The sequence below is a fragment of the Clostridium zeae genome (genome assembly GCF_017312485.1).
GTDB classification, from domain to species: Bacteria; Bacillota; Clostridia; order Clostridiales; family Clostridiaceae; genus Clostridium_AR; species Clostridium_AR zeae.
This window is the reverse complement of the sequence record NZ_BMBA01000001.1, coordinates 48789-72224: the sequence shown is the minus strand read 5'-3', so window position 1 is coordinate 72224 and position 23436 is coordinate 48789. Positions and strand designations below refer to the sequence as shown.

Sequence of the window (23436 nt, the reverse complement as noted above, 5' to 3'; positions counted from 1 at the left end):
TAATCACTATTATATAGATTTATTAATTTGTTAAAAAACTTATATTCTAAAATCAAATAGTGTATACAAAATTAAGTGGAAATTAAAGTTACTATGTTATGTTTTATAAATCTATTAAATGGGATAACTACTATAACTATACTGTATAACAAAATACATATAAAAAATAATAAAATTGTTTGAATAGGAATAATGCCATTTATATCAACACAGTATTTCAAAATCACTGCAACAAAAGAGTAAAGAATTACTGCGTATATTAAGGAAAGCACTTCCTTAACTAATCTTTCTAGTATTATAATTAATCTTATCCTTTTCTTTGATACATTAAAGAGTTGTAGATACCCAATTTCTTTTCTTCTATAAAATAATTCAAGCTGTATTTCATTTTTTATAAAGATTAATGCGATAAGCCCTGCAATGCATACAGTAATCATAATTATCATGTAGATCATATCAATTGTAGTTTTCATATCTATGATTTTTGCATCCCATACAGATATAGGACCATCCAAAAAAGAACGGATAGATTTATACTCTTCTCTTTTATCGTATAAATCGTCTAATCTAACCATTTTAGTTTTAGATTGAACCTTATAACCTTTTTCTTTCATAGTATCATAAGGGATAAATACTTTGTTTGGATTATTGGTTTGATAATAAGAATTGTAATATACTAAGTCTTTCTCATCACCCTGCGATAGATCTGAAAGAATTCCAGATACAGTGTAAGAATAGCCTCCAATTGAAACTGTTTTTCCTACAAAGTTTTTATAGTTCTCTGTGTTAAAACAATTTTTAATATATTCTCGTGTTACGACAATTTCAGTACTCTTTTCAGGAAAATGGCCAAATTCAATAACCCCTTGAAAATTAAATCCACTGATTTCTTTATTAAGTAAAGGATGACACTCTATATCTTTTTCATCGATTGTATAATTATCATATGTGATGAAATCATACGATTCCTTTAGACTTTCATACTGATTGTTAGTAAGACTAAAAACATTTAAAGGATACTTAGAATATATTTTTTTTATATATTCTTTTTGGAAATTGCCTTGTATCGAAATACAACATAAAAGAATTGACATAATAATAACTGTGGGTAACAATCTCAAGAATTTATATTTTTCTTTATTTCTCATAAACACATAGTTAAGAATAGAGGCTTTTCCAGCATCTTTGGTTTTTCCAATGAGTTCTATTTCTTGATTACTATGTTTTTTTGTTTTTATTTTTTTGTCTACTGAACAAACTTCACCATAATTTAGGTTAATAATCTCATCCGCAACATCATCAAAACAATTTTCATGACTTGCAATAATAATTATATTTTCCATATTACTCATGTCTGCTATCATGTTTGCAATGATTATAGAGTTCTTGTTATCTAGAGATGCTGTAGGTTCATCAGCAAGAATAAGCTTAGGATTGATTAATAACGCACGTATAATTGCAATCCTTTGTCTTTCACCTCCGGATAATTGTTCAGGGTACTTGTCCAAAAGATTAAAAACTCCTAATTTAATTGCATAAGAATAAATACTATCTTTATCATCTCTTATAAACATTAAATTTTGTAAAATTGTGAGTTTTGATAGAAGAAGACTATTTTGAAAAACATAACCAATTTTATTTCTAAATTTTTCTGTTTCCAGCTTTGTGAATTCTTTTACAGACTTGTCATTCCATGTATAATTCCCATCAAATTTATTATCCAATCCAGATAAAATATTTAATAAAGATGTTTTCCCACAGCCACTTACCCCTTTGACAACATATATTTTACCCTTTTCAAATTTATATGAAAGGTTATCTAGCACTTTTGAATTATAGCATTTACAAATATTTGTTAACTTAATCATAATATCATCCTTACTAAATTAAATCTCTCTGTTCCAATAATATTTGATACCATCCTGACATTTTTACTTTATTCAATGTAATAGTTGAGACTATAATATTTAACACAATAATTAAAACATTCAACAATAAAATCAAATAACTATTATATGTAAATATTTGAAATGGAATAATAATAATTTTGCTGTTAATTAGATTGGTAATCCACATTAATGGAAAGGCCACTAGCATTGCACTCAATAACATTTTAATAACTTCTTCAAGACTAGTAACAATCCAACATCTTTTTATTTCTTTAGCTGAGTATCCAAGGTACTGATATACGGAAAAAATATGTTTATTATAAACCATTTTGATCTTCCAAGTTTGATAGTATAGTAATACAGCAACAGGAATTATCACTAAAACAATAGGGAATAAAATCGCAAACATTGATTGAAATAGAAAGGATATATCATTCCCAATATCTGCATATATTAATTTAATTTCATCTTGTTTATAATTATAATTATTATTTTCATAGAATAATTTCATGTCTTTAAAATCACTAAAATATGCGGTATAAATTCGCTGACCGTGCATAAGAAAATCTTTATTCTCTACATATCGTTTTGTAAATTCTCCGTTAATAAAAAATGTGTCATTATTATTTCCTAAATATATTCCGCTTGCCCATAAATATTGTTTTTCGATTTTAGAAAATCTTTTGAACACTCCTACTATTTCCATGTCGTAACTCTTATCAAATAAATCAACCTTTAAAGTTTGTCCAATTAAATCTTTAGGATTTCCAATTGAAAGCGCCATATCGTATGACAATATTATTTGTTCTGCTTTTGTATAATAGCTACCATACTCAATGTCATGTGCCAACGGAAACGCATCTTCTCTGAAAGGCAGTGTTTCTGCAGTAATGTTATAATTAACATTAGAAGTAATGTCTTTTTCATCATCTATACCGTCAGGCACAGACCTATTGTACATTAAATCTACTTCTAAAACCTTGTTATTGCTTGACAATTCTGTCAACAAAGACTTATTAACACCAACAGTTGACAGTTGAAGTTGGTTCAAATGGTAAGTATACTGGATGTTTGAATCAGTCTTGCTTTGTGGAGTATCACATATACATAATGCTATTACTGCTAGAAAAAAAACAATAGTCAATTGAATTTTTGATTTTTTTTCTCTTCCGTGATACTTGTATTGTTTTCTGAAGAATGGGTATAGTTTTCTTTTATTTTTAATACCCTTTGTTTCAAAACAAGTAGCTGATATATTTTCATTTGGTTTTACACTCTGTAAATTATTAAAATCAATTATTTCATCAGCATATACCTTGGCTTCATAATCATGAGAACTACAAATAATGAGCTTACTATTCTTTAACTCATTTAATATATTAAAAATTAGGAGTTTATTTTCTCTATCCAATGAAGCTGTAGGTTCATCTAAAAGCAGTATATCTTTTTCGCCAAGTAATGCCTGAATAATTGCAATTCTTTGTTTTTCGCCACCACTTAATGTAATTGGGTAATTGTCTTTAATATCAACTAATCCAAACTTTTTTAAAAATTCCATAATATACTCATCGTCAGTGGAGCACAGCCTAAGATTGTCAAACACAGTAAGATAATCGATAAAATGTGTATCTTGAGTAATATATCCAATATCATTACTGATTTTATTATAATCTACTTTGTTTTCATATTTATTTTTTTTGAATATGATTTCACCCTCATCAAATATAGTCATACCTGCCAAAATATTTAGAAGTGTGGTTTTTCCACAACCACTTTCTCCATACAAAAGAACAAATCCATTTTCTTTAAATGTATATGAAAAACTGTCGAGAACTTTTTCTTGACCATATTTTTTACATATAGTTTTGCAGTGAATCAATCAGTTTTCCCCTCCGATTCAATTTTTTTGAGTAACTCTTGCAATCTTTTGAATTGAATCTTATCAAAAGTTAACTTTTCATAACCACTAATCTGAAAAGATTGCTTATCTATAATTTGCTTCTCAATTTCCTTAATCTTATTGTAAACATCTTTCTGTAAACTATCTGCTGTATTATCCTTTATCATATCTGAAAGATACTTTGTCTTATCATATATTAATTCTATTCTTACCGCTAAAATGTTCCCTTTAGCCATAAAATAACCAACTTGCCATTGATACCCACTAAGTAAATTTTCTTGTATTACATTTGCTTCAGGCAAATAATCGTACTTACCATTAGGCAATTCTTTTTTCTCCATTGCTTCATTAAAAAGTTTTAGAACATTGTCTTTTTGAATTTTTTTAAGATTAAGTGAATCTAAATCAGAAATTTCTATTGGAGTAACAAATTGCTTTTCTATAAGTGTTTTTTTTATATTAGTGATATCCTCATCAAATTCTTTATTAAGAGTAAGATATGGTAAAGAACTTGTAGCAGTATCGACAACTTTTTTAGTCTTACCATCTATAATAGGTATATCATAACCAGATATATGTTTATATTTTAAGTTATATCCATTAAATATATATGACTTGTTTGAATCTTTGTTATTGTTTGAGTACTCATAACTAAAAAAATATAGCCATCCATCTTCTTTCTCTTCTATTGCTGTCTTAGAGCTATAAGAATAAGTAGGAGGAGAGTTTTTAAATGAAGACGAAACACTACATGACGTCAAGATAATCGCTAAACTTGTTACTAGTAAAGTAAATACTTTTTTACCCATAAATATTAGCCTCCATTATTTGTATTTTAATATAGATAAACCTCTGAATAAATTCAAGCTGCCACTCTATTATTAATGACGTGACAGCTTGATTGATATTAAGACTTAATTAACAGTAAACTAGTTGATTCCAACTGAGTATTCAAATAACCCTGAATTTACAGTATCAGATGTGTTATCACCACTAACTGCATCAACTGACATCTTTAGATATAATTCTGCACAATTATCGCCTGAACCTTCTATTTCTCCTGAAGTCTGTGTACTTAAGAAAGTTATACTACTTAAAGTTCTATCTTTAAAGGATCCTTCATAGGTTTTAACCTGATCGTTAGCATTAAATAATCCATCATCTTCCCATAATTCCATGTGAACTTTCCTTCCGCTACTTGCAACAAAGCCACTGGTTAAGCTTGTATAATTTCTAAAATATGTGTATGTTGAACTTCCAGTTGCTGTCTTTGCTGCTGCATAACAGCTGTAAGCAGTTCCACTTACCATTGTTCCTGTTTTTGTAGATGGCGATTTTACATATGGTGAGCCAGTAGCACTAGCCATAACTGGCATTGCTGCAACAACCCCCATAATAGTAAATGCAAAAATACGTTTTTTCAATGTAGACTTTTTCATGTTTTACTTCCCCCTAAAAAATTATATTTTTATATTAAACTTACTAGAATGTGTGCACTTCATTATAATAAGTCAAATATTGGCTAAATTAAAAAATAAATCATTAAATCTTTTTTTATAGCTAGTATCTTTTTAATAATATTTTAACATTTTAATCTCGTAAGCGTTTAACTTATTCATTTAAAATAAAAAATAAATAACTAAATCACAAAATAATTGTTATTAGTTTGTAATACACATACTACCATATATTAACAATTGTGTCTATATTGAATTTATGAAAATATTCTTTTTTTTAATTTCTATGTTACTTTTTTATCTTTAAAAACTAATAATCAACAAAAAAGTCGCTGAAACAACCTTCTTCAGCGACTTTTTTGCTCATCTGTCTTTCCCAACGAATATTAGGAAAATTTAGCAAGCAAACAAGTTTTATTTATTACTCTATAGCTACGACTTTTCATCTATATATTTTACTATCTTTTCGCAAAGCTCATGTGTAATTAATGAATCATACACAGATGGCATAGGCTCAAGGTTATTTTTAACGCAATCAATGAAATGATCTACTATTTGATAAAATCCTCGTTTGTATAAAGTCGGTTCCCAATCTCCAAATTTAGATACTTTTATTTCTTTATTATGAAAATGTGTTGTTTCAATCAAATTATCAATTACATATTTATCACTACTTGTCATATATTCTATAATCTCTTCAGTGACACCGCCGTTTCTATTCATAATCCCAATAGCGGTAACACCATCACCTATAAGTTGTACTACTAAATTATCAAGTAATTCACCATTTCTTAAATACTGAACCTTTAAATCTTTAACTTCAGTTCCCATCAAAAATCTCAAGGTATCTACAACATGGACAAAGTCCTCAACAACGAATCTTCTAACCTTATCAGGTAGTGCAAATCTGTTTTTTTGCATAACAATTATTGTAGGTGTTCCTTTTTTCTTCAATTCTTTAACAATTGGTATAAATCTTCTATTGAAACCAACCATTATAATTTTTCCACTTTGCTCAGCAAGTTTTACTATTTTTTTAGTTTCTTCATAATTCATAGAAATAGGTTTATCTATATATACATTAATCCCCTGTTTTATAAGTTTTTCAGCCACTTCAAAATGTGCTTCAGTAGCAGTACTTACAAAAGCTGCATCAATACCACTTCTAATAAGTTCTTCTACTGTATTATATTTTTCTCTAATCCTATATTTTTCTGATAAATTATTTAATGTTACAGAATTTCTTGTGCATAGAACTAACTCTATATCTTCTTTTTCAGAAAGTACAGGTAAGTATGCTTTTTTTGCAATATCCCCTAATCCAATGATTCCAACCTTCATTTTCTCACCTCATAATAGTAATTATATATTGCTTTTCAATAAAATAATTTTTATTATAACAAACAATATTTTTAAAAAATTTCTAATACCATTTTATTAATTTTACTAAAACACTTAAGTTTTCTTATTCTAAAAAAGTGGACTTTCTAATTATTTTATCAACTAATTCTGCCATTTCTACAGGAGTTTTCTTTGCACCATTTTTTACCCATACAATTAGCATATTCCAAAACCCTCCTCCACTAAAGGCTAGTATATACTCTAATATATCATTTTCTTCAAATCTATTTTCACCCTTAAATTTTTTGTGGATAATTGGCAAAAAATCATTATATGCTTTAAGGATAATATGTAACAAATCATTTTTGTCCATTAACCTCAATTAAAGCATATTTAATGCAAATATTATGATTTTAGCTTATTAAGTCTTATATTTATTTATAATACTTATTGATCATTATTTTATGACTGCTAGGTATATCTTCAGGAAGATTCTTATAACTAAAAAATTTTAATTCTTTTGTTTCATTGTTATCAATTGTTAGCTTTCCGCTAAAGCTTTTACTAACATAACCAATAGAAATAAAATAAGCTTTATCTCCATTTGGGAAATCAATATAACATTTTCCTCCTGAAGTAGTTCCAAGTAGCTCTAGTTCTTGGATATCCAGACCAGTTTCTTCTTTTGCTTCTCTAATTGCTGTTTCTTCGAGAGATTCACCAAGTTCAGTTATCCCTCCTATTAGTCCCCATTTAAAAGGATATGTCCCTCTTTTTTGAAGCAATATCTCATTTTTATCATTTATTATCAATACATTTACACCTGTAAGATTGATTGCATCATGTTTTACTTTTTCACGTATGTATTTCACATAGTCCATATTTGTTCTTAATCCTTTCATAAAAATTAATAACTTTAGTCATTATCATTTTATCAGCTTCTTATTCACAAGTTAAAGGAACTACTCTATTTAATAAAATACTATTATCTTTTAAATTTAAAAAGAAGGTAATTTCCAATAATCAGGAATTTACCTTCAGCATTATTTAGTATTATATCTATGAACAGCCTTTTTTCTTAACTTAACGCCAAGTGTTTCTTTTACAAATCTATCAATGATTTCTTCCTTAGTAGCTTTTCCTTCTATAATATTTATATTATATCTCTTACATAGTTTAACTAAATCAGCTTTATTTATTTCACTAGTTTTTATAAAGGCAATCGCACTTTTAACACTAGTCATGACCATTATACGTTTATATATTTCATCATTTGTCATAAATTTTAGTTAATGATTAACTGTATATTGTGGTACAGCATCACTAAATCCTCACTTCCTATAAATATATATTATTTTATAATTTCAAATCAAATCCACCGTGACTTATTATAGATGAACCACTTCATATTAATCCTTATATTTGCAAATTCTCCTCTCAGAATCCAGAGGAGTTTTGAAAATATGTTTCAGATTGAAGTGTTTCATCTTTAGTTATTTTTTGATTTTCACCATATCTTATCATATACTCTCTTATTCCGCAATAATAACTTCTATCTCAAAATTCAACTTTTATATAAATTTCAGATAATTTTCTAAGCTATGCATAACCATTTAATTTCAACACAGTGCCATATTTTAACACAAAAATATCCTATAGATTAGCTTTTGTTTAAAGACTAACTATAGGATACTTTTTATGATTATAATACAATAATCATCTTATTGTTTGTCGTAATAAAGTTAAATTGTAATTAATTGTTCTATTTCTTCTGCTATGTTAAGAGCATTAGGGTTTGGCAAATTCATATTAATTGTTTCTCTTAACACATCCTCAATTGTTTCGACAAGAATAAACTTCAACTCATTTCTTACTTCAACTGGTATGTCATTAATGTCTTTTTCATTTCCTTTTGGAAGGATTACTCTCTTTATACCTGCACGATGTGCTGCAAGTACTTTTTCCTTAATTCCCCCAACTGGAAGCACAGCACCTCTTAAGGATATTTCTCCAGTCATTGCAAGCTTTGGATCTACTTCACGACCAGTTATTAAAGAAGCTATAGTTGTGAATAACGCAACTCCAGCTGATGGACCGTCTTTCGGCGTAGCTCCTGCTGGCACGTGTATATGTAAATCATTTTTATTAAACTCAAAATTCTTTAAGCTTACTGCTAGTCTTGAACGTATAAGACTTTGTGAAATCTTTGCAGATTCCTTCATTACATCACCAAGTTGCCCAGTAAGAATAAGTTGTCCATTTCCAGGCATATAAACTCCTTCAATGAATAATATATCTCCGCCAACCGGTGTCCAAGCAAGACCAGTTACAACTCCTGGAGCATTTTTTTCGTTAGCTCTATCATATTGAATTGCGTCATGTCCTAAAATATCAGTAAGCATTTCAGCTTTAATTGTATAAGGTAAAGCTACACCACTAGTAACTATCTTCTCTGCAGAAACCCTAGCAACTTTTGATAATTGCCTCTTTAAACCTCTTACACCCGCTTCTCTTGTGTACTTCTCAATAATTACTTTTAATGCATCATCTTCAATTACTAGTTGTTCACTGCTAAGTCCATGATCTTCAATTACAGCTTTAACTAAATGATCTTTTGCTATATAGAACTTTTCATGACTTGTATAACTACTTATATCAATAATTTCCATTCTATCTCTTAATGGACCTGGAATGTCTCTTAATGAGTTAGCTGTAGCTATAAAGAACACATCTGATAAATCATATGATACTTCTAGATAATGATCGGAGAAACTATTGTTTTGCTCTGGATCTAGAACTTCCAGTAGTGCACTAGAAGGATCTCCATTTGCTGATGCACTTAACTTATCAATTTCATCTAATATGAAAACTGGGTTCTTTTCTCCTGCTTTCTTCATACCTTGAATTATTCTTCCTGGCAATGCGCCAACATAAGTTCTTCTATGTCCTCTTATCTCAGATTCGTCTCTAACGCCACCAAGACTAGCCCTTACATATTTACGATTTAAGGCTTCTGCTATACTTTTACCTAAACTTGTTTTTCCAGTACCTGGAGGACCTACAAGAAGTAAAATTGAACCTTGCTTATTTTGTTTTAGCTTCATTATTGTAAGGTGTTGGATTATTCTATCTTTAACCTTATCAAGACCATAATGTTTACTGTTCAATAAGTCTCTTGCAGCAGCTATATCAATATCTCTTACTTCACTTTTTTCCCAAGGTAAATTTACAAGTAAATCTAGATAATTTCTAATAACATTTCCTTCAGTGCTATTTTGACTTTGTCTCTCTAATTTATCAAGTTCATTAAGTGCAACTTCTTTAACATCTTCAGGCATATTAGCTGTTTCAATTAGTTCTTTATAATCTTTTTTGCCTTTACTCTTACTATCATCTGTTTCATTTAGTTCTTCTTGAATGGCCTTAAGTTGTTGTCTAAGCATTTGTTCTCTATAATTTTTATTGACCTTGCTATTGTATTTTTCTGATATTTCTACTTGAAACTTTATAGCATCTCGTTGTTCTATCAAAATATCTAAAAATCTCAAACTTTTTTCCCTTAAAGAGCGTATCTCCAAGAAAGCTTGTCTAGCTTCGAAGCTTATATTCATAAACGGGAATAAATAAGCTATTGTAGCAGTAATATCATCCAATTTTTTAATATAATCAACATAAGCTTCTGACCCCTTAAAATGACCACTTATCTCACCTACTAAGGTCTTAATATGTGTCATTATCTCCTTTTGATTATTAACCTCTAAATCTATAACATCAGGTACATAGTTAAAAGTTACTCTAAAATCCTCACCATCCCTAATAAATTCATCAGCCGCTACTCTTTCAAGTACATCAATAACAAAGTGATAACCATCTGAAAGTGGTTTTCTTTCTTCTAACTTTATTAATGCTCCAACAGTATAAAAATCATTTTCTTCATATACTTCTAGTTGCTTTCCGTCTTTTATAGCTAAAACAATACCATAGTTATCCTCTGCCACAACTCTATTATAAAAGCTGTCACCTACTTCTTTACTTGTTTTAACTGTAATGCTTTTACCAGGTAAAAGCACTGTATTAGGTATAATGATTAGAGGTAATTCCTTTTTTATATCTAAATTATTCATGTTTATTCATCTCCATTATTTTGACTATAACAGTCATTAATTTAATCTTTTATCAAAATACTTTTATTGATGTACCGCTTCATAATAAATTTTATATTTTCAAATTCTCCTCTCAGAACCCAGAGGAGCTTTGAAAATAGTTTTCTGATTGAAGTTGTACATCTATAGTTCTATAACTATAGAACTATATGTTAAAAAATATATCTCTTACAAATTAGCTTTTATGCTAATCATCCCAATCTAGGGAAACAAAATTCTTTAATACCTCTCTGTTTAGACTGTAATAATGATAGATACCATCCTTACGTAGTTCAATTAATCCGCAATCAGCTAGCTGTTTCATATGATGTGATAATGTTGATTTTGCACATATGCAAGCTTTGTCTTCAATTTCATTACAATTCAATTCATTAATTCTATATAAAATTTTAATAATTCTTATTCTTGTTGGCTCTCCTAACGCTTTATAAACTTTAACAGCCTGTTCAATTGTATTATCATCAAGTTTCATGCAGGTTTTCTCCTGATCGTTTTATATTTCGATATTCATCGAATTATTGTTATTATACTATCATAAGGCAATTGCATTGTCAATATAATTAATTTTAAAATTTTATTTTTCACTTTACAACCATAAAAAAACTTCTAAAGCCATTGAAACATCTATGTTTAGCTAGCTTGAAAATTCTACAATTTCCTAGACAGTAAAAAAAATCACCATATTTATAGTGATTTTCAAATTAGCTTTATTTATTAGTTAAATTCAAGAAAATTGTTTAAATAACATTTTTCCATAACAAGAAATTCTATTTCTTCATTATATATTTCCCAAGTAAAATCGTCTATTTTATAAAACCCAAGTTTTTCATAAACTCTAATAGCTCTTTTGTTAAACTTAGCAACATAAAGTGAAATCTTATCATATCCATATTTCTTCTTACCAAAATCTAAAATTGCTTTTACAAATTCATAACCGTTGCCTTGTCCTGTAAAACCTGGGTTCATTTGCAGTCCGAGAATTATTTCACCTTCTTCATCATCAAAACTACAATGTCCAACAAGTTTATTATTTTCATCAAAGATTGTGAAAGCATCTTCTTCAGTATGAATATTTAATGCCCATTCTTGTTTTTCCTTTGTTTTATCATTGCTATAGAAAGAGTACTCATTTTCATATTTCCAAGTTGCTATTTGCAATGAATCTTCCTCTCTTGGTATCTTAAAATCAAAATTCATCTTATCCTCATCTTCTATCTTAAATATCTAAGTATATGTAATATTAATTCTATTATAATATATATTACTGCAGCTAATCCATAAAGTATATATTACCTTAAAACTTTTACTTTAAAAAATATACATTTATTACTTTGAGTTAATGAGTATTTTTTACTATTATTACGTTAAAATATAAGCACATAAAATTTATATTTTCAATAAAAATATACCACTTCATTTGTATATTTTACAGAATTCGTATTTCTTCTGAAAACTGAATTAAAATATTCAATGAAGTGGTACAAAAAAATTAAATTAACAAATTAATATCCTTGCGGTACAATATCGAATTCTTCCCAATTTCCTCCTACAGCATCTCTATTTGCAATTAAAGGGTTATTTCCATAATTATCAGCACATACGTATTTATTGTTTGCTAATGATTTCAATGCTTTCTTTCCGTCCGGCATAGTTACAACTTGGAATTCTTCCCAGGCATCTATAGTATCTCTGTTTGCTATCAAAGGATTATTGCCATAATTATCAGCACATACATACTTACCATTGGCAAGTGATCTTAAAGCAATAACCCCATTACCTAGATTAACTTGTTCAAACTGTTCCCATAACCCAGCTGAAGTTCTACTTGCTATTAATGGACTAAGTCCACAATTATCTGCAGTTACATACATGCCATTATATGCAGATTTTAAAGACACCATATTATATCCATTTGCTCTTTGATATACACGAACATAATCTATAGCGTATTTTTGTGGGAACACTGTTGTAGAATCAGGGTTTCCTGGCCAGCCACCACCAACAGCTAGATTTAACAATATGAAAAAAGGTTGATTAAATACCCAAGTGTTACCGTTAACATCATATGGAGTTCTAGTTTCATATAATACTCCATCTACATACCATTTAATTGAGCTTGGCTCATATTCAACAGCATAAGTATGATATCCGTCGCTTAAGGCAGTAGAACTGGTATATGCAGCTCCAAGTCCTGCGCTACCTGAATATCCTGGACCATGAATAGTCCCATGCACAATATTAGGTTCTTTACCTAAGTTCTCCATTATATCTATCTCTCCGCATTTAGGCCATCCAACATCAACATTATCAATATTGCTTCCTAGCATCCAGAATGCTGGCCACATACCTTGCCCATATGGTAGCTTTGCTCGCATTTCAACTCTTCCGTACTTAACACTAAATTTATTTTTTGTTATTATTCTTGCAGAAGTATATTGCGAACCATTATAGTTTTCTTTATTAGCTTGTAAAATTAAGCTTCCATCTTGCATGTAAGCATTTTGGGTACGATTTGTGTAGTTTTCTAATTCATTATTGCCCCATCCTCCTGCACCAGTGTCAAAACTCCATTTTGATGTATCTACAGCTGAGCCATTTGCAGAATTAAATTCATCTGCCCAAACTTGAACCCACCCATCATTTATTGATGCTTTTGCAGTAGTTGCAGGTATTGAAGTAAAAGTCATACCAAATAATAGTGCCGAAATAACTGTAGCTGCTACTAGCTTCTTTCTTACCATAAAAATCTCCTCACTTTTAATATAGTTTTAAATTAAAAACCTTACGAATTGATTACTTACTAATTAACTTTAATTATTTGAAAAGCCTCCCACGCTCCACCAACAGCATCTCTATTTACTACTAGAGGATTAGCTCCAGCGTTATCAGCACATACAAATTTATTATTAGACATAGATTTTATTCCATAGTTTCCATCTGGTAATATAACTAATTGGAAAGCTTCCCAGGCACCTCCTACTGAAGCTTTATTTGCGATCAAATAGCCTCCACCACCATTTTGCGCAGAAACAAACTGATTGTTAGCTAAAGATTTTAATGCAACAGTACCATTTCCAAGATCAACTTCTTGGAATTCTTCCCAAGCCCCATAGGTATCTCTATTAGCTATTAAAGGATTGTTTCCGTAATTATCAGCGCATACAAACTTATTATTAGCCATTGATTTAATTGCAATTATACTTGTTGTTGGAGTAGGTGGTGGTGTTGAAGTTCCTAAATCATTCCATATTTGTCCTAAAAGTTGTCCATTATCCTGACTATATTCCCAGAACATTGCACCACCAAGTCCTTTACTCTTTATAAAAGAGTCTTTTACAGCTATTGATTGAGGATCTTCATAAGTTATTGCAAATTGTCCGTTGAGAGTTAAATATGGTTCCTGAGCTGCTGAATCCCACTGACGTACATATCCGTTTTTATTTATATAATTATTTACTAACTCCGTGTAAGTTGGCCATCCACCTGAAGTAGTCCTACCGTAAAATGGCATTCCAAGATTTAATTTAGCTGCTGGCACTCCTGCATTTAAGTAAGTATTAACAGCGCTCTCACAGCTTAATCCAGAAGTTGCCAAACTTGAATTGTAAGTATTTGCATTTAACGTATTACCATTTGTAAAATCATAAGTCATTAGATTAATATAATCTACTATATCTTTTACTTTTGCCATTTCAGTCCAAGTGTTTACAAAATCAGAAGAAGCTCCACCAGCTATTGAAAGTATCTTTCCAGTACCGATTGCGTTTCTTATAGCTTGAAGCAATAAAGTAAAGTTTTGCTTATCGGCTGCACTGCTAGTTATTGCTCCCCATCCACCATTCACTGGATATTCCCAGTCTATATCTATACCATCTAAAGCATATTGGTTCACATAGTTAAGACAACTTTGTGCAAATGCACTTCTACCTGCAGATGTAGAAGCTGCTTGAGAAAATCCATCCATTCCCCAACCACCAACTGACAAAATAACCTTTAAATTAGGATTCTTTGATTTTAATGCAGTTAGGGTTTTAAGATCTGATGTGTTTTCCACCTTTATAGTATGATCTGAATTTATTGAAGCAAAGGCATAGTTTATATGCGTAAGCTTCGTAGCATCTATACTGCCAGGTGTACCATAAACATAGCCAACTACCTTATATCCGGTTGCTGCTTGTACTTTAATATTAGGGGCATAACCTAATATTAACAAAAATGCAAAAATACTTGCCAAAAAAATCGCTGTAACTCTCTTTTTCATCTTTCCATCTCCCTTTAAATTTTTAAAGCTTGTCCTTTTATTATGAACAGTAAAGTCCAATCACCTCCGATACATTTTACTTTTAAAATCGTTAACTATCGTTGTAACTTGATAACAGCAAATAACGTGCCAAAACTCTAACGAGATACTTTTAGTTGTTTTATTGGCTATATATTAAACTTTCATGAATATTTTTACTGAACTGTTTTATTAATTACCACTGTTTTATTGTAGATTTTTAGTGTTTTGTACTCGAAAACAAAAAAAACTCCAAAATCAAACAAATATATAAATGTGTTTGATTTTGGATGATTTCAAATAAACTATACACCAATACTTATATTAATTTTTTTATCTAAATTTCTTAAGAATTCATTATTATCATCAAATATCATTTCATTACTTAATAACAACCTATCAAACAATCTGTTTATTTCTAAAGTTTCGTTGTATACTTGCGCTAGAGATTTCCCCAGCATAGCTTTCTTTGTTGCTTCCACTACATGCATAGTACTTGCAAAAGGTATAGTTTTCACTTTGACACCTAAAATTTTTTCAATCTCTAACTCCAAGTTTATTAAAGGATCCATGTCAATTAGAAGCAGTATGTCAGATTTTGTTTTAAGTTTTCTAATATTTGATATTACTCTTAATATCAACTCTTGTGGATTTTCATTAAATGCAAAATCAATACCTATTGAATACCTTACACCTAGTAGCTTGTTCACAGCCTCAACCATGGAGCTTGCTGTCGTATTACCGTGTGCTATAACTATCACCTTTACACAACCATCATACTGTATAACTTGATCAAAACCATAAACTAGAAATGCTGCAAATACTGCTACTTCTTTTTGTGGTATGGATATATCAATAAAATTTTCAATGATTTTTATACAATGTTCAGCAAGTTTCATCTCAAAAGGATATTTTGACATTATCTCACTTAAATAATTATTAACTATGTTTTTCTTTCTTTTAATTTGATACTTTAAGTTCTCAATATGCATAGTAATAGCTTTAATAATACTTTTATCTACATTTCGCTTGAAATTTTCTTCACAAAATTCAATTATCTTATAAGTTACTTTCGCAGATAAATTATCAAATACATCGTTAGATTTAAAATGATTGAACTTAAAATCTATACTATCCACGTATTTTTGGATATAAAAATTAAGATTCTGTTCTAAATTAAATTTAATTTGATCAACTCTTTCGCCCTTTTCAAGTTGAGACTTTATCTCAAACTCAATAATCTCGTATATATTAGGCTTTTCATCTTGAGTTCTCAAAAGTGAAGATTTATCATTTACTTTAAATACGCAATATTCTCCGTAAACTGTTCTAAGTTTACTATATATTAAGGTATCTTCCGTATTCTCGTAAACACCATCTTTGATATGATCTGGAATATCTATATCATTTATTTTTATAATATCTTCCTTATTAGATAAAAAATTAAGGAATGCTCTTGCACAAATAATTTGAATATCATTCTTTAATTGTCCTATATTATTTATACATTGATATGAAAGTAGCACTCTTATAGAATTGACAGAAACCATTATTTCTCTATTAAACTTCTTAGCTTCTTCTTCAAAAAATCTGTTTACTAATCTAAACCTTTCTTCATAGGTTCTTTTAGATAAATCAGGTAAAGTAATTATCATTGGAAATCTTCGTGTGAAGGTCTTCAAAAGTGAGAAATCCAAACTTTCGGTAGTTGCTGCAATTATTATTACATCTGCTTTTCTTTCAATTTCTGTCTCACCAAGACGTCTAAATGTTCCTTTATCAATGAAATTGAAAAATATTTCCTGCCCTTCTGGAGGTAATCTATGTACCTCATCCAAGAATAGTATTCCTTTATCTGCTTTTTCAATAAGTCCTACTTTATCAATATCTGCTCCTGTATAAGCACCTTTTTTTACGCCGAATAATTGTGCTAAAAGAAGTTGAGGATTACTTGCATAATCAGCACAGTTAAATGTTATTAAGGATGCTTCACTTCTAATTCTTTTAACCTCTACAGCATATTGATGAGTCATTTCCGCAAACATTGACTTTCCTACACCTGTATTTCCAAAGATTAATATATCCATTCCCTTAGGAGGATATAAAATTGCTGCTTTAGACTGTTGAACAGCGGATAATAAGCTTGGATTATTTTCAGCAAATTCATCGAATCTTGTATCATAATTTCTTGCATTTCGAATTTCTATAGGACTAAATAGCACAGGTCTTCCATTAATTTTATTTACCTTACCTGCTTCAAATAATCTGTTAAGGTCATTACTTACATTCGATCTGCTAAGGTTCAGTTCCTCCGCTATATCAATAGCACTTAAACCATGACCACAATAAAGTACTTTTAACTTTTCATACACAGCGTCTAACCTTCTCATAATCTTCACCTCTACACATAAAATCCTCATTATGTTGATTTGTAACTTTTTTATAAATATGTATATTAATCCATTTACATAATTTTATAATAAAGAGTGAAGTAATTCAATCTAAATTTACAGCTTTAACAAGTAATTTGTTACTTAATCTTTATCCTTATTCAGACCTTCAAAGAATTAAAGAATAAAAATATGTTATTGAATTTTAGGTGCTACTTACTTTGTTTAAACCTATAACCAGTTCCCCATAAGGTTTCAATAAATTCAGGATTAGATGGATCTTTTTCGATTTTTTTTCTTATCTTTTGGATATGTACAGGTACTGTGGCTGTATCTCCAAAAAATTCATCTCCCCAAATTTTATCAAAGATGTGCTCTTTAGTAAAAACAACATTAGGATTAGATGCTAGTAATAATAATATTGAATATTCTTTTGAGGTAAGCTGAATTTCCTTGCTATATACTGAAACTCTGTGAGATGAAATATTTATTTCAAGACCACCTCTAATTATAAGTTCTTTAGCTTCCATATTCCCTTTTAGCCTATTGTATCTATTTATATGGGACTTAATTCTAGCTGTCAATTCTGCTGGACTAAATGGTTTAGTCATATAATCATCTGCTCCAAATTCTAAAACCCTTATCTTATCTATATCTTCAGTTCTAGCCGACACTACTATGATAGGAATTTCGAGACTTTTTCTTATCTCTTTAGTTATCTCATATCCACTTTTACCAGGAAGCATCAAATCAACAATAATAACTTCATAATGTCCTGTTAAGGCCATTTTTAACCCTTCTGTACCATCCTGAACAATTTCAGCGTTATACCCATTTAGTTGTAAAAAATCTCTTTCCATCTCAGCTATATTTATGTCATCTTCTATAATTAAAATCTTCATAACCTTATTCTCCCTTTATATGTTCTTTTTCAGGAAGTATTATAGTAAAGCAGGTTCCTTCACCTTGTCTACTGCTTACTTTAATTTTTCCACTATGTGCTTCAACTAACTCTTTAGATATTGCCAGTCCTAGTCCTGTACTCATCAAGTTTTTTGTTCTAGCATAATCAATTCTATAGAACCTATCAAAGATATACGGTAATTTATCTTCCGGTATACCAGGTCCATTATCCATAATATCAATTTGTATAAAATTATCTTTCTCATACAATCTTACATTTATTTGTAGACCTTTTTCATTTCCATATTTAATTGCATTTCCGATTATATTTCTAAAGACTTGGTGAATTCTTTTTAAGTCTATCTTCACTTCAAGTTTCCTAATTAAATTATCTTCGTAATTAAAGGCTATTGACCTATCTTCAAGTTCAAAATTAAACTCCTCCATTAGATCAGCCATAAACTCTTTGATACTTATATCTTGAAAATCAAACTCCAGTTTTTGCATATCTAATTTTGAAAATAGAAATAAATCATCTATAAGTTTATTCATATAGGCTGCATTATTATATATAATCTGATGATACTTATTTACTGTTTCCACAGGAATATCATTTCTATCAGCCATAGTTTCAATATAACCTTGTATTGATGTAATTGGAGTTTTTAAATCATGAGAAATATTTGCAATGAGGGATTTTCTATTCTCTTCATATTGTTGTTTTAGCACTTCACCTTCTTTTAGCTTATTAACCATTTCATTAAAGGATTTTACTAAAACTCCAATCTCGTTTTCGATTTCACAATCAACCTTTATATCATAGTTACCTTTAGCAACTTCTTCTACTCCATCTTTAAGCTGATTTATTGGCTTAAAAATTCTTTTTTCTAAATTAGCAAGAAAGAAAAATTCAACTAATCCTCCAATGCTAACTAGTAACGCAAAAATAACACTCAATGTTTTAATTCCTAAAAACCGAAATATTAGAAACCATATGATTAAGTTAAAAACTACTATAAAAGGTCTAGAGTACTTTATATGATTTCTATATCTTTCAAATTCGTTATTATGCCTATAGAAATGATTCATATCATGAATTTTTCTTTGGTATTCCCTATGTAGCTGATGCTGCTTCTCATGCATTTCTTTGTGTTCTCTAATCCGCCTACTTGTTTTATAGATTATTTTCTTGATCCATCTATTATTTTTCATGATGTTCACCTACTAATTTTTATTTTATAAAATCATTGTAAAAGTTATTATTAAAAATACCTTAAACTAATTATAAAGATTTTATAAAGTTAATTGAAATATAAAACTAATTTAGGTCTCTTACTTACTTTTAGTAGAATATATTTTACACCTACCCATTCATTAAGATTATACTTGCAAAGCTTTAATAATAATAGTTTTTTTATTTTATAGAAAATTTAAGAAGATTTTAAAATTCTTTATAAAATCTTTAAAAATGCTTTAGTATAAGTTTAAAATTAAGCTTTACTATATGCTCATGAAGAAAATTTAATCAGGAGGCTATAAATTATGAATAACATAATAGAAGTAAAAAATTTCACAAAAAAATATGGCGATTTTAAAGCAGTAGATGATATCTCCTTCGAGGTAGCAGAAGGTTCAATATTTGCATTTCTTGGACCAAACGGTGCCGGAAAGAGTACAACTATAAATACACTTTGTACAATAGTTGATAAGTCGGAAGGAGTTTTAAAAATAAATGGTTATGAAGTTTCTGAAAATAAGAGCAAAGTAAGAAATAGTATCGGTATTGTTTTTCAAGATAGTACTCTGGATGGAAAACTCACTGTTGAAGAAAATTTAAAGTTTCATTGTGAATTTTACAATGTTCCTAAAAAAGATATAAAAAGCAGGATTGATTTTGTTCTAGATTTAGTTGATTTAGTGGAATGGCGAAAAGCTCCAGTACAAAGTCTTTCAGGTGGTATGAAGCGAAGAGTAGAAATAGCTAGAGGTCTTGTTCACTATCCTAAGGTCTTATTTTTAGATGAACCTACAACAGGACTTGATCCACAAACAAGAGCCAATATATGGGAGTATATTTATAAACTTCAAAAACAAAAAAATATAACAATATTTTTGACTACTCACTATATGGATGAAGCTGAAATCTGTGACAAAGTTGCAATAATGGATCATGGTAAGATAGTTGCCTTCGATACTCCGTATAATCTAAAAAAAGAATATACTTCCAACATAACTAAAATTAAAACTTCAAAAATTGCAGAACTTATTGAGCATTTAAAGAACAATTCAATAGATTATGATTTTGATAATGATATATTTACAATTCACTCCAGCAAATTAGACACTATATTAGAGATGACCTCTAGATTCAAGAATGAAATAATAGATTTTGAAACAAAAAAAGGAACATTAAATGATGTATTCTTAGCTATAACTGGAAAGGAGATTCGACTATAATGCGTGGAATGATTGCTATAATACAAAGAAACCTAACTAATTTTACTAGAGATAAAATAAGATTTTTTGCTTCTATTTTTATGTCAGGATTTTTCTTATTTATATTCTCATTCGTAATGAAAGCATCAACTACAGGAGTTGAACAACCTTTAAACTACCTTATTTCTGGAATAATAATAATGACTGTTTTTCAGTCAGCTTTAAGCAATTCTACTAATATAATTGAAGATATATCTATGGGCTTTATGAAAGAGATTATTGTCTCACCTGTTGCAAGATGGCAAATTTCAATTGGACAAGTACTTTCTTCTGCAATAATAGCAGTGCTTCAAGGAATACTTGTAATTATCTTTGCCCTATTTATGGGGCTAAAAATCGATATACTTCAATTTTTAGAAATGACAGGGGTGATGATTGCAGTTGGCGTAACCTTTGGCTCCATAGGACTCTACTTAGCTTCAATTGCAAAAAATTCAGCCGCATTCCAAGTTATAATTACTTTATTTACAATGCCTTTAACTTTTTTATCAGGTGCATATATTCCAACTACTGTTATGCCTAAGCTTTTACGCCCTCTTGTATACTTAAATCCACTTACTTATACAACTTCAATCTTTAGATATATAAGCTTAAAAATGGATAACTTTTCAACCGATAGTTTAATTAAAGCAGGAGTTGCCTTTGATGTAAATGGATTTATCATAAGACCTTACTTCGGTCTATTCATTATATTAGGTATGGGATTAATTTTCTTTATACTTTGCGTAATACAATTTAATAAAGCTGACTTCTCAAAAGTTAAAGTTTTTAATCCGCACCAATAAAAAGAAGCGAACAAATTTGTTCGCTTCTTTTCTATTAATCTATTTTTTATAATTTGCTACTGCTCTATTTCTATATTCCTTTGGACTTTCTTTAACATACCTTTTAAAGAAGTGATAAAAAGTAGAAATACTACCAAATCCACATTTCATTGCAATATCTGAAATAATTAAATTCTCATCTTTAGCACATGAATTCAATAACAATTGTTTAGCCTTTTCTATTCTTAATTTATTTACGTATTCTATAGGTGTCATGCTATATTTTTCATTAAAAAGTTGTATTAGCTGATTTTGACTTATTCCTAGACTTCTGATCTCCAAATTCAACTTTTCTTTATTAAAAAAATATGTATCATATATATTTTTAGCATTTTCTAGAATATCATCTAAAGGATTAAAATCTATTAAATCTGGTCTACATCTTTTACAAGGTCGCAACTCATAGGTAGCTGCTTCATCGCTACTATCAAAGAAAACCACATTTTTCTGCAAAGGTTTCTTCGATTTACATGATGGTTTGCAGTATATTTTTGTACTTAGAACTCCATAATAAAATATTCCATCATAAGAACTATCACAACTTATTATTATGTTCCATTTATCCTTATCTGTTAATTTCATAGTTTACCTCTTTTAAGATACCCATTCTACAAATCACTAATTGCAGCTATTTTCCATAAATAAATTGAAGCTACAGAACCATAAGGTGAGAACTTCTTTCTATATATTTCAAACTGCGTCTTTGTAAGATCTGAAAGATTATATAACTTCATAATGCCTTTTCTAATAGCTAAATCCCCAAAACTCATTACATCTGGTCTTTCCAAACAATTTATTAAAAGCATTTCTGCTGTCCATGTACCTATTCCCTTTAATGATGAAAGTCTTTTAATTATTTCTTTATCCCCTAACGTATAAAGCTCTTCTAAATTAAAGTTTCCATCATAAATATTCTTTGATATGTCCTTTATACAATTAGCCTTTTTCATTGTTATACCACAAGCTTGAATATCTTCTGCATCTTGTTTTGATATATTTTCAGCAGTTATCGCACCAAACCTGTCTTGCATTCTGTTCCAAATAGTATTCACTGCCTTTGTAGATATAAGCTGCCCTACTACAGCATGTATAAGGGCTGCAAATAAATCTGGTATAACTACACGTTCTATTTTCCCTAATTTATCAATAGCTTTTTCTAAATTTTCATCAACACTTCTAAGGTATTGTATTTCCCTTTCTCCATACTCAAAGTTTTTAGTCCTTACACTTTGCATATTCACTCTCCATATCTAAAAGTTTTCTCTTTACATCAATTCCTCCTGCATATCCAACCAAACTGCCGTTAGAACCAATCACTCTATGACAAGGTATGATTATCATTATAGGATTTTTATTATTAGCCATTCCAATAGCTCTCGCTGCTTTTTCATTTTTTATTATTTTAGCAATTTCTCCATAGCTTTTTGTTTCTCCATAAGGAATTTCATTCAAGGTTTTCCAAACTTGCTTCTGAAAAGCTGTTCCTTTTGGATTTAGTGGCAAATCAAAAACAAAAGTTTTTCCATTAAAATAATCTTGCAATTGAGCTACGGCCCTTTTAAATAATGGACTTTGTACTTCATCTGTAATTGTATTTCCATTTTCCTTAGCAAAACATATTTTTGTAATTGCTGTTCCATCATCTTCTATTAATAAAACCCCAATTTCACTATTAAAACAACCGCTATTCATAGCTTTGAACCTCCTATTAATATATCTTTACTTTAATATAAAAATATTTGATATATAAACAACTAAGTAATGTAGATATGTATCTATTTTAATCTTTATCAG

21 protein-coding genes are annotated in these 23436 nt (G+C 29.3%); 2 read left to right on the top strand and 19 right to left on the bottom strand.

The features are described from left to right. Nucleotides 1-71 precede the first annotated feature (71 nt). From J3477_RS00280 to J3477_RS00205, 16 genes are all read right to left on the bottom strand, one after another. On the bottom strand, nt 72-1868 hold the full coding sequence (locus tag J3477_RS00280; protein WP_206867571.1) for an ATP-binding cassette domain-containing protein: 1797 nt from the start codon (nt 1866-1868) through the stop codon (nt 72-74). A gap of 13 nt (nt 1869-1881) precedes the next feature. Continuing rightward, on the bottom strand, nt 1882-3768 hold the full coding sequence (locus J3477_RS00275) for an ABC transporter ATP-binding protein (protein WP_206867570.1): 1887 nt from the start codon (nt 3766-3768) through the stop codon (nt 1882-1884). Then, on the bottom strand, nt 3765-4598 hold the full coding sequence (locus J3477_RS00270; protein WP_206867569.1) for a hypothetical protein: 834 nt from the start codon (nt 4596-4598) through the stop codon (nt 3765-3767). Before J3477_RS00270 ends, J3477_RS00275 begins: the two co-directional genes overlap by 4 nt. Nucleotides 4599-4718: 120 nt before the next feature. Further along, nucleotides 4719-5228 carry a hypothetical protein gene (locus J3477_RS00265; RefSeq protein WP_206867568.1) on the bottom strand — a complete coding sequence of 170 codons (510 nt, stop codon included), beginning with the start codon at nt 5226-5228 and terminating at the stop codon, nt 4719-4721. 450 nt (nt 5229-5678) lie between these two features. Beyond that, nucleotides 5679-6587, bottom strand: coding sequence for a Gfo/Idh/MocA family protein (locus J3477_RS00260; RefSeq protein ID WP_206867567.1), 909 nt, complete (start codon nt 6585-6587; stop codon nt 5679-5681). 124 nt (nt 6588-6711) lie between these two features. Further along, nucleotides 6712-6960, bottom strand: a complete 249-nt coding sequence (locus J3477_RS00255; RefSeq protein WP_206867566.1) for a TetR-like C-terminal domain-containing protein — start codon at nt 6958-6960, stop codon at nt 6712-6714. A gap of 61 nt (nt 6961-7021) precedes the next feature. Then, nucleotides 7022-7468 (bottom strand): NUDIX hydrolase, encoded by a 447-nt coding sequence (locus tag J3477_RS00250; RefSeq protein WP_206867565.1) that lies wholly within the window; start codon nt 7466-7468, stop codon nt 7022-7024. A 162-nt stretch (nt 7469-7630) separates the two neighbouring features. Next, nucleotides 7631-7831 carry a hypothetical protein gene (locus J3477_RS00245; RefSeq protein WP_183277294.1) on the bottom strand — a complete coding sequence of 67 codons (201 nt, stop codon included), beginning with the start codon at nt 7829-7831 and terminating at the stop codon, nt 7631-7633. Between the two features lie 498 nt (nt 7832-8329). After that, complete coding sequence (lon, locus tag J3477_RS00240; RefSeq protein ID WP_206867564.1) at nt 8330-10711, bottom strand: endopeptidase La; 2382 nt, start codon at nt 10709-10711, stop codon at nt 8330-8332. Nucleotides 10712-10937: 226 nt separating this feature from the next. Beyond that, entirely contained in the window at nt 10938-11222 is a 285-nt protein-coding gene (locus J3477_RS00235) for an ArsR/SmtB family transcription factor (RefSeq protein WP_206867563.1), read from the bottom strand. Between the two features lie 242 nt (nt 11223-11464). Beyond that, nucleotides 11465-11947, bottom strand: a complete 483-nt coding sequence (locus tag J3477_RS00230; RefSeq protein WP_206867562.1) for a GNAT family N-acetyltransferase — start codon at nt 11945-11947, stop codon at nt 11465-11467. Nucleotides 11948-12252: 305 nt separating this feature from the next. After that, nucleotides 12253-13491: a family 16 glycosylhydrolase gene (locus J3477_RS00225; RefSeq protein WP_206867561.1), complete on the bottom strand. Its 1239-nt coding sequence runs from the start codon at nt 13489-13491 to the stop codon at nt 12253-12255. Between the two features lie 59 nt (nt 13492-13550). Next, nucleotides 13551-15011 (bottom strand): glycosyl hydrolase family 18 protein, encoded by a 1461-nt coding sequence (locus tag J3477_RS00220; protein WP_206867560.1) that lies wholly within the window; start codon nt 15009-15011, stop codon nt 13551-13553. A gap of 323 nt (nt 15012-15334) precedes the next feature. Further along, entirely contained in the window at nt 15335-17419 is a 2085-nt protein-coding gene (locus J3477_RS00215) for a sigma-54-dependent transcriptional regulator (RefSeq protein WP_206867559.1), read from the bottom strand. Nucleotides 17420-17631: 212 nt separating this feature from the next. After that, a complete protein-coding gene (locus J3477_RS00210) occupies nt 17632-18321 on the bottom strand; it encodes a response regulator transcription factor (protein ID WP_206867558.1) in 690 nt (229 codons plus the stop codon). Nucleotides 18322-18325: 4 nt separating this feature from the next. Continuing rightward, nucleotides 18326-19534, bottom strand: a complete 1209-nt coding sequence (locus tag J3477_RS00205) for a sensor histidine kinase (protein ID WP_206867557.1) — start codon at nt 19532-19534, stop codon at nt 18326-18328. Between the two features lie 330 nt (nt 19535-19864). Here J3477_RS00205 and J3477_RS00200 point away from each other — a divergent pair, with 330 nt between their 5' ends. Both J3477_RS00200 and J3477_RS00195 read left to right on the top strand, forming a co-directional pair. Further along, complete coding sequence (locus J3477_RS00200) at nt 19865-20779, top strand: ABC transporter ATP-binding protein (protein WP_206867556.1); 915 nt, start codon at nt 19865-19867, stop codon at nt 20777-20779. After that, entirely contained in the window at nt 20779-21603 is an 825-nt protein-coding gene (locus J3477_RS00195) for an ABC transporter permease (protein WP_206867555.1), read from the top strand. The genes J3477_RS00200 and J3477_RS00195 overlap by 1 nt, the downstream gene beginning before the upstream one ends. A gap of 39 nt (nt 21604-21642) precedes the next feature. Here J3477_RS00195 and J3477_RS00190 read toward each other — a convergent pair whose 3' ends face one another. From J3477_RS00190 to J3477_RS00180, 3 genes are read right to left on the bottom strand one after another with little or no spacing between them, the layout of a single operon-like run. Then, the gene (locus J3477_RS00190) at nt 21643-22224 is read right to left on the bottom strand and encodes a bifunctional transcriptional activator/DNA repair enzyme AdaA (protein ID WP_206867554.1); all 582 of its coding nucleotides are present in this window, start codon (nt 22222-22224) and stop codon (nt 21643-21645) included. 26 nt (nt 22225-22250) lie between these two features. Further along, nucleotides 22251-22877: a DNA-3-methyladenine glycosylase family protein gene (locus tag J3477_RS00185; RefSeq protein WP_206867553.1), complete on the bottom strand. Its 627-nt coding sequence runs from the start codon at nt 22875-22877 to the stop codon at nt 22251-22253. Beyond that, nucleotides 22858-23334, bottom strand: coding sequence for a methylated-DNA--[protein]-cysteine S-methyltransferase (locus J3477_RS00180; RefSeq protein ID WP_206867552.1), 477 nt, complete (start codon nt 23332-23334; stop codon nt 22858-22860). The genes J3477_RS00185 and J3477_RS00180 overlap by 20 nt, the downstream gene beginning before the upstream one ends. Between the last annotated feature and the right edge of the window lie 102 nt (nt 23335-23436).

Coding starts and splice junctions, on each gene's coding strand:
- J3477_RS00280 (WP_206867571.1), bottom strand. CDS start 1,868: ATGATTAAGTTAACAAATATTTGTAAATGCTATAATTCAAAAGTGCTA.
- J3477_RS00270 (WP_206867569.1), bottom strand. CDS start 4,598: ATGGGTAAAAAAGTATTTACTTTACTAGTAACAAGTTTAGCGATTATC.
- J3477_RS00265 (WP_206867568.1), bottom strand. CDS start 5,228: ATGAAAAAGTCTACATTGAAAAAACGTATTTTTGCATTTACTATTATG.
- J3477_RS00260 (WP_206867567.1), bottom strand. CDS start 6,587: ATGAAGGTTGGAATCATTGGATTAGGGGATATTGCAAAAAAAGCATAC.
- J3477_RS00255 (WP_206867566.1), bottom strand. CDS start 6,960: ATGGACAAAAATGATTTGTTACATATTATCCTTAAAGCATATAATGAT.
- J3477_RS00250 (WP_206867565.1), bottom strand. CDS start 7,468: ATGGACTATGTGAAATACATACGTGAAAAAGTAAAACATGATGCAATC.
- J3477_RS00245 (WP_183277294.1), bottom strand. CDS start 7,831: ATGACTAGTGTTAAAAGTGCGATTGCCTTTATAAAAACTAGTGAAATA.
- lon (WP_206867564.1), bottom strand. CDS start 10,711: ATGAATAATTTAGATATAAAAAAGGAATTACCTCTAATCATTATACCT.
- J3477_RS00235 (WP_206867563.1), bottom strand. CDS start 11,222: ATGAAACTTGATGATAATACAATTGAACAGGCTGTTAAAGTTTATAAA.
- J3477_RS00230 (WP_206867562.1), bottom strand. CDS start 11,947: ATGAATTTTGATTTTAAGATACCAAGAGAGGAAGATTCATTGCAAATA.
- J3477_RS00225 (WP_206867561.1), bottom strand. CDS start 13,491: ATGGTAAGAAAGAAGCTAGTAGCAGCTACAGTTATTTCGGCACTATTA.
- J3477_RS00220 (WP_206867560.1), bottom strand. CDS start 15,011: ATGAAAAAGAGAGTTACAGCGATTTTTTTGGCAAGTATTTTTGCATTT.
- J3477_RS00215 (WP_206867559.1), bottom strand. CDS start 17,419: ATGAGAAGGTTAGACGCTGTGTATGAAAAGTTAAAAGTACTTTATTGT.
- J3477_RS00210 (WP_206867558.1), bottom strand. CDS start 18,321: ATGAAGATTTTAATTATAGAAGATGACATAAATATAGCTGAGATGGAA.
- J3477_RS00205 (WP_206867557.1), bottom strand. CDS start 19,534: ATGAAAAATAATAGATGGATCAAGAAAATAATCTATAAAACAAGTAGG.
- J3477_RS00200 (WP_206867556.1), top strand. CDS start 19,865: ATGAATAACATAATAGAAGTAAAAAATTTCACAAAAAAATATGGCGAT.
- J3477_RS00195 (WP_206867555.1), top strand. CDS start 20,779: ATGCGTGGAATGATTGCTATAATACAAAGAAACCTAACTAATTTTACT.
- J3477_RS00190 (WP_206867554.1), bottom strand. CDS start 22,224: ATGAAATTAACAGATAAGGATAAATGGAACATAATAATAAGTTGTGAT.
- J3477_RS00185 (WP_206867553.1), bottom strand. CDS start 22,877: ATGCAAAGTGTAAGGACTAAAAACTTTGAGTATGGAGAAAGGGAAATA.
- J3477_RS00180 (WP_206867552.1), bottom strand. CDS start 23,334: ATGAATAGCGGTTGTTTTAATAGTGAAATTGGGGTTTTATTAATAGAA.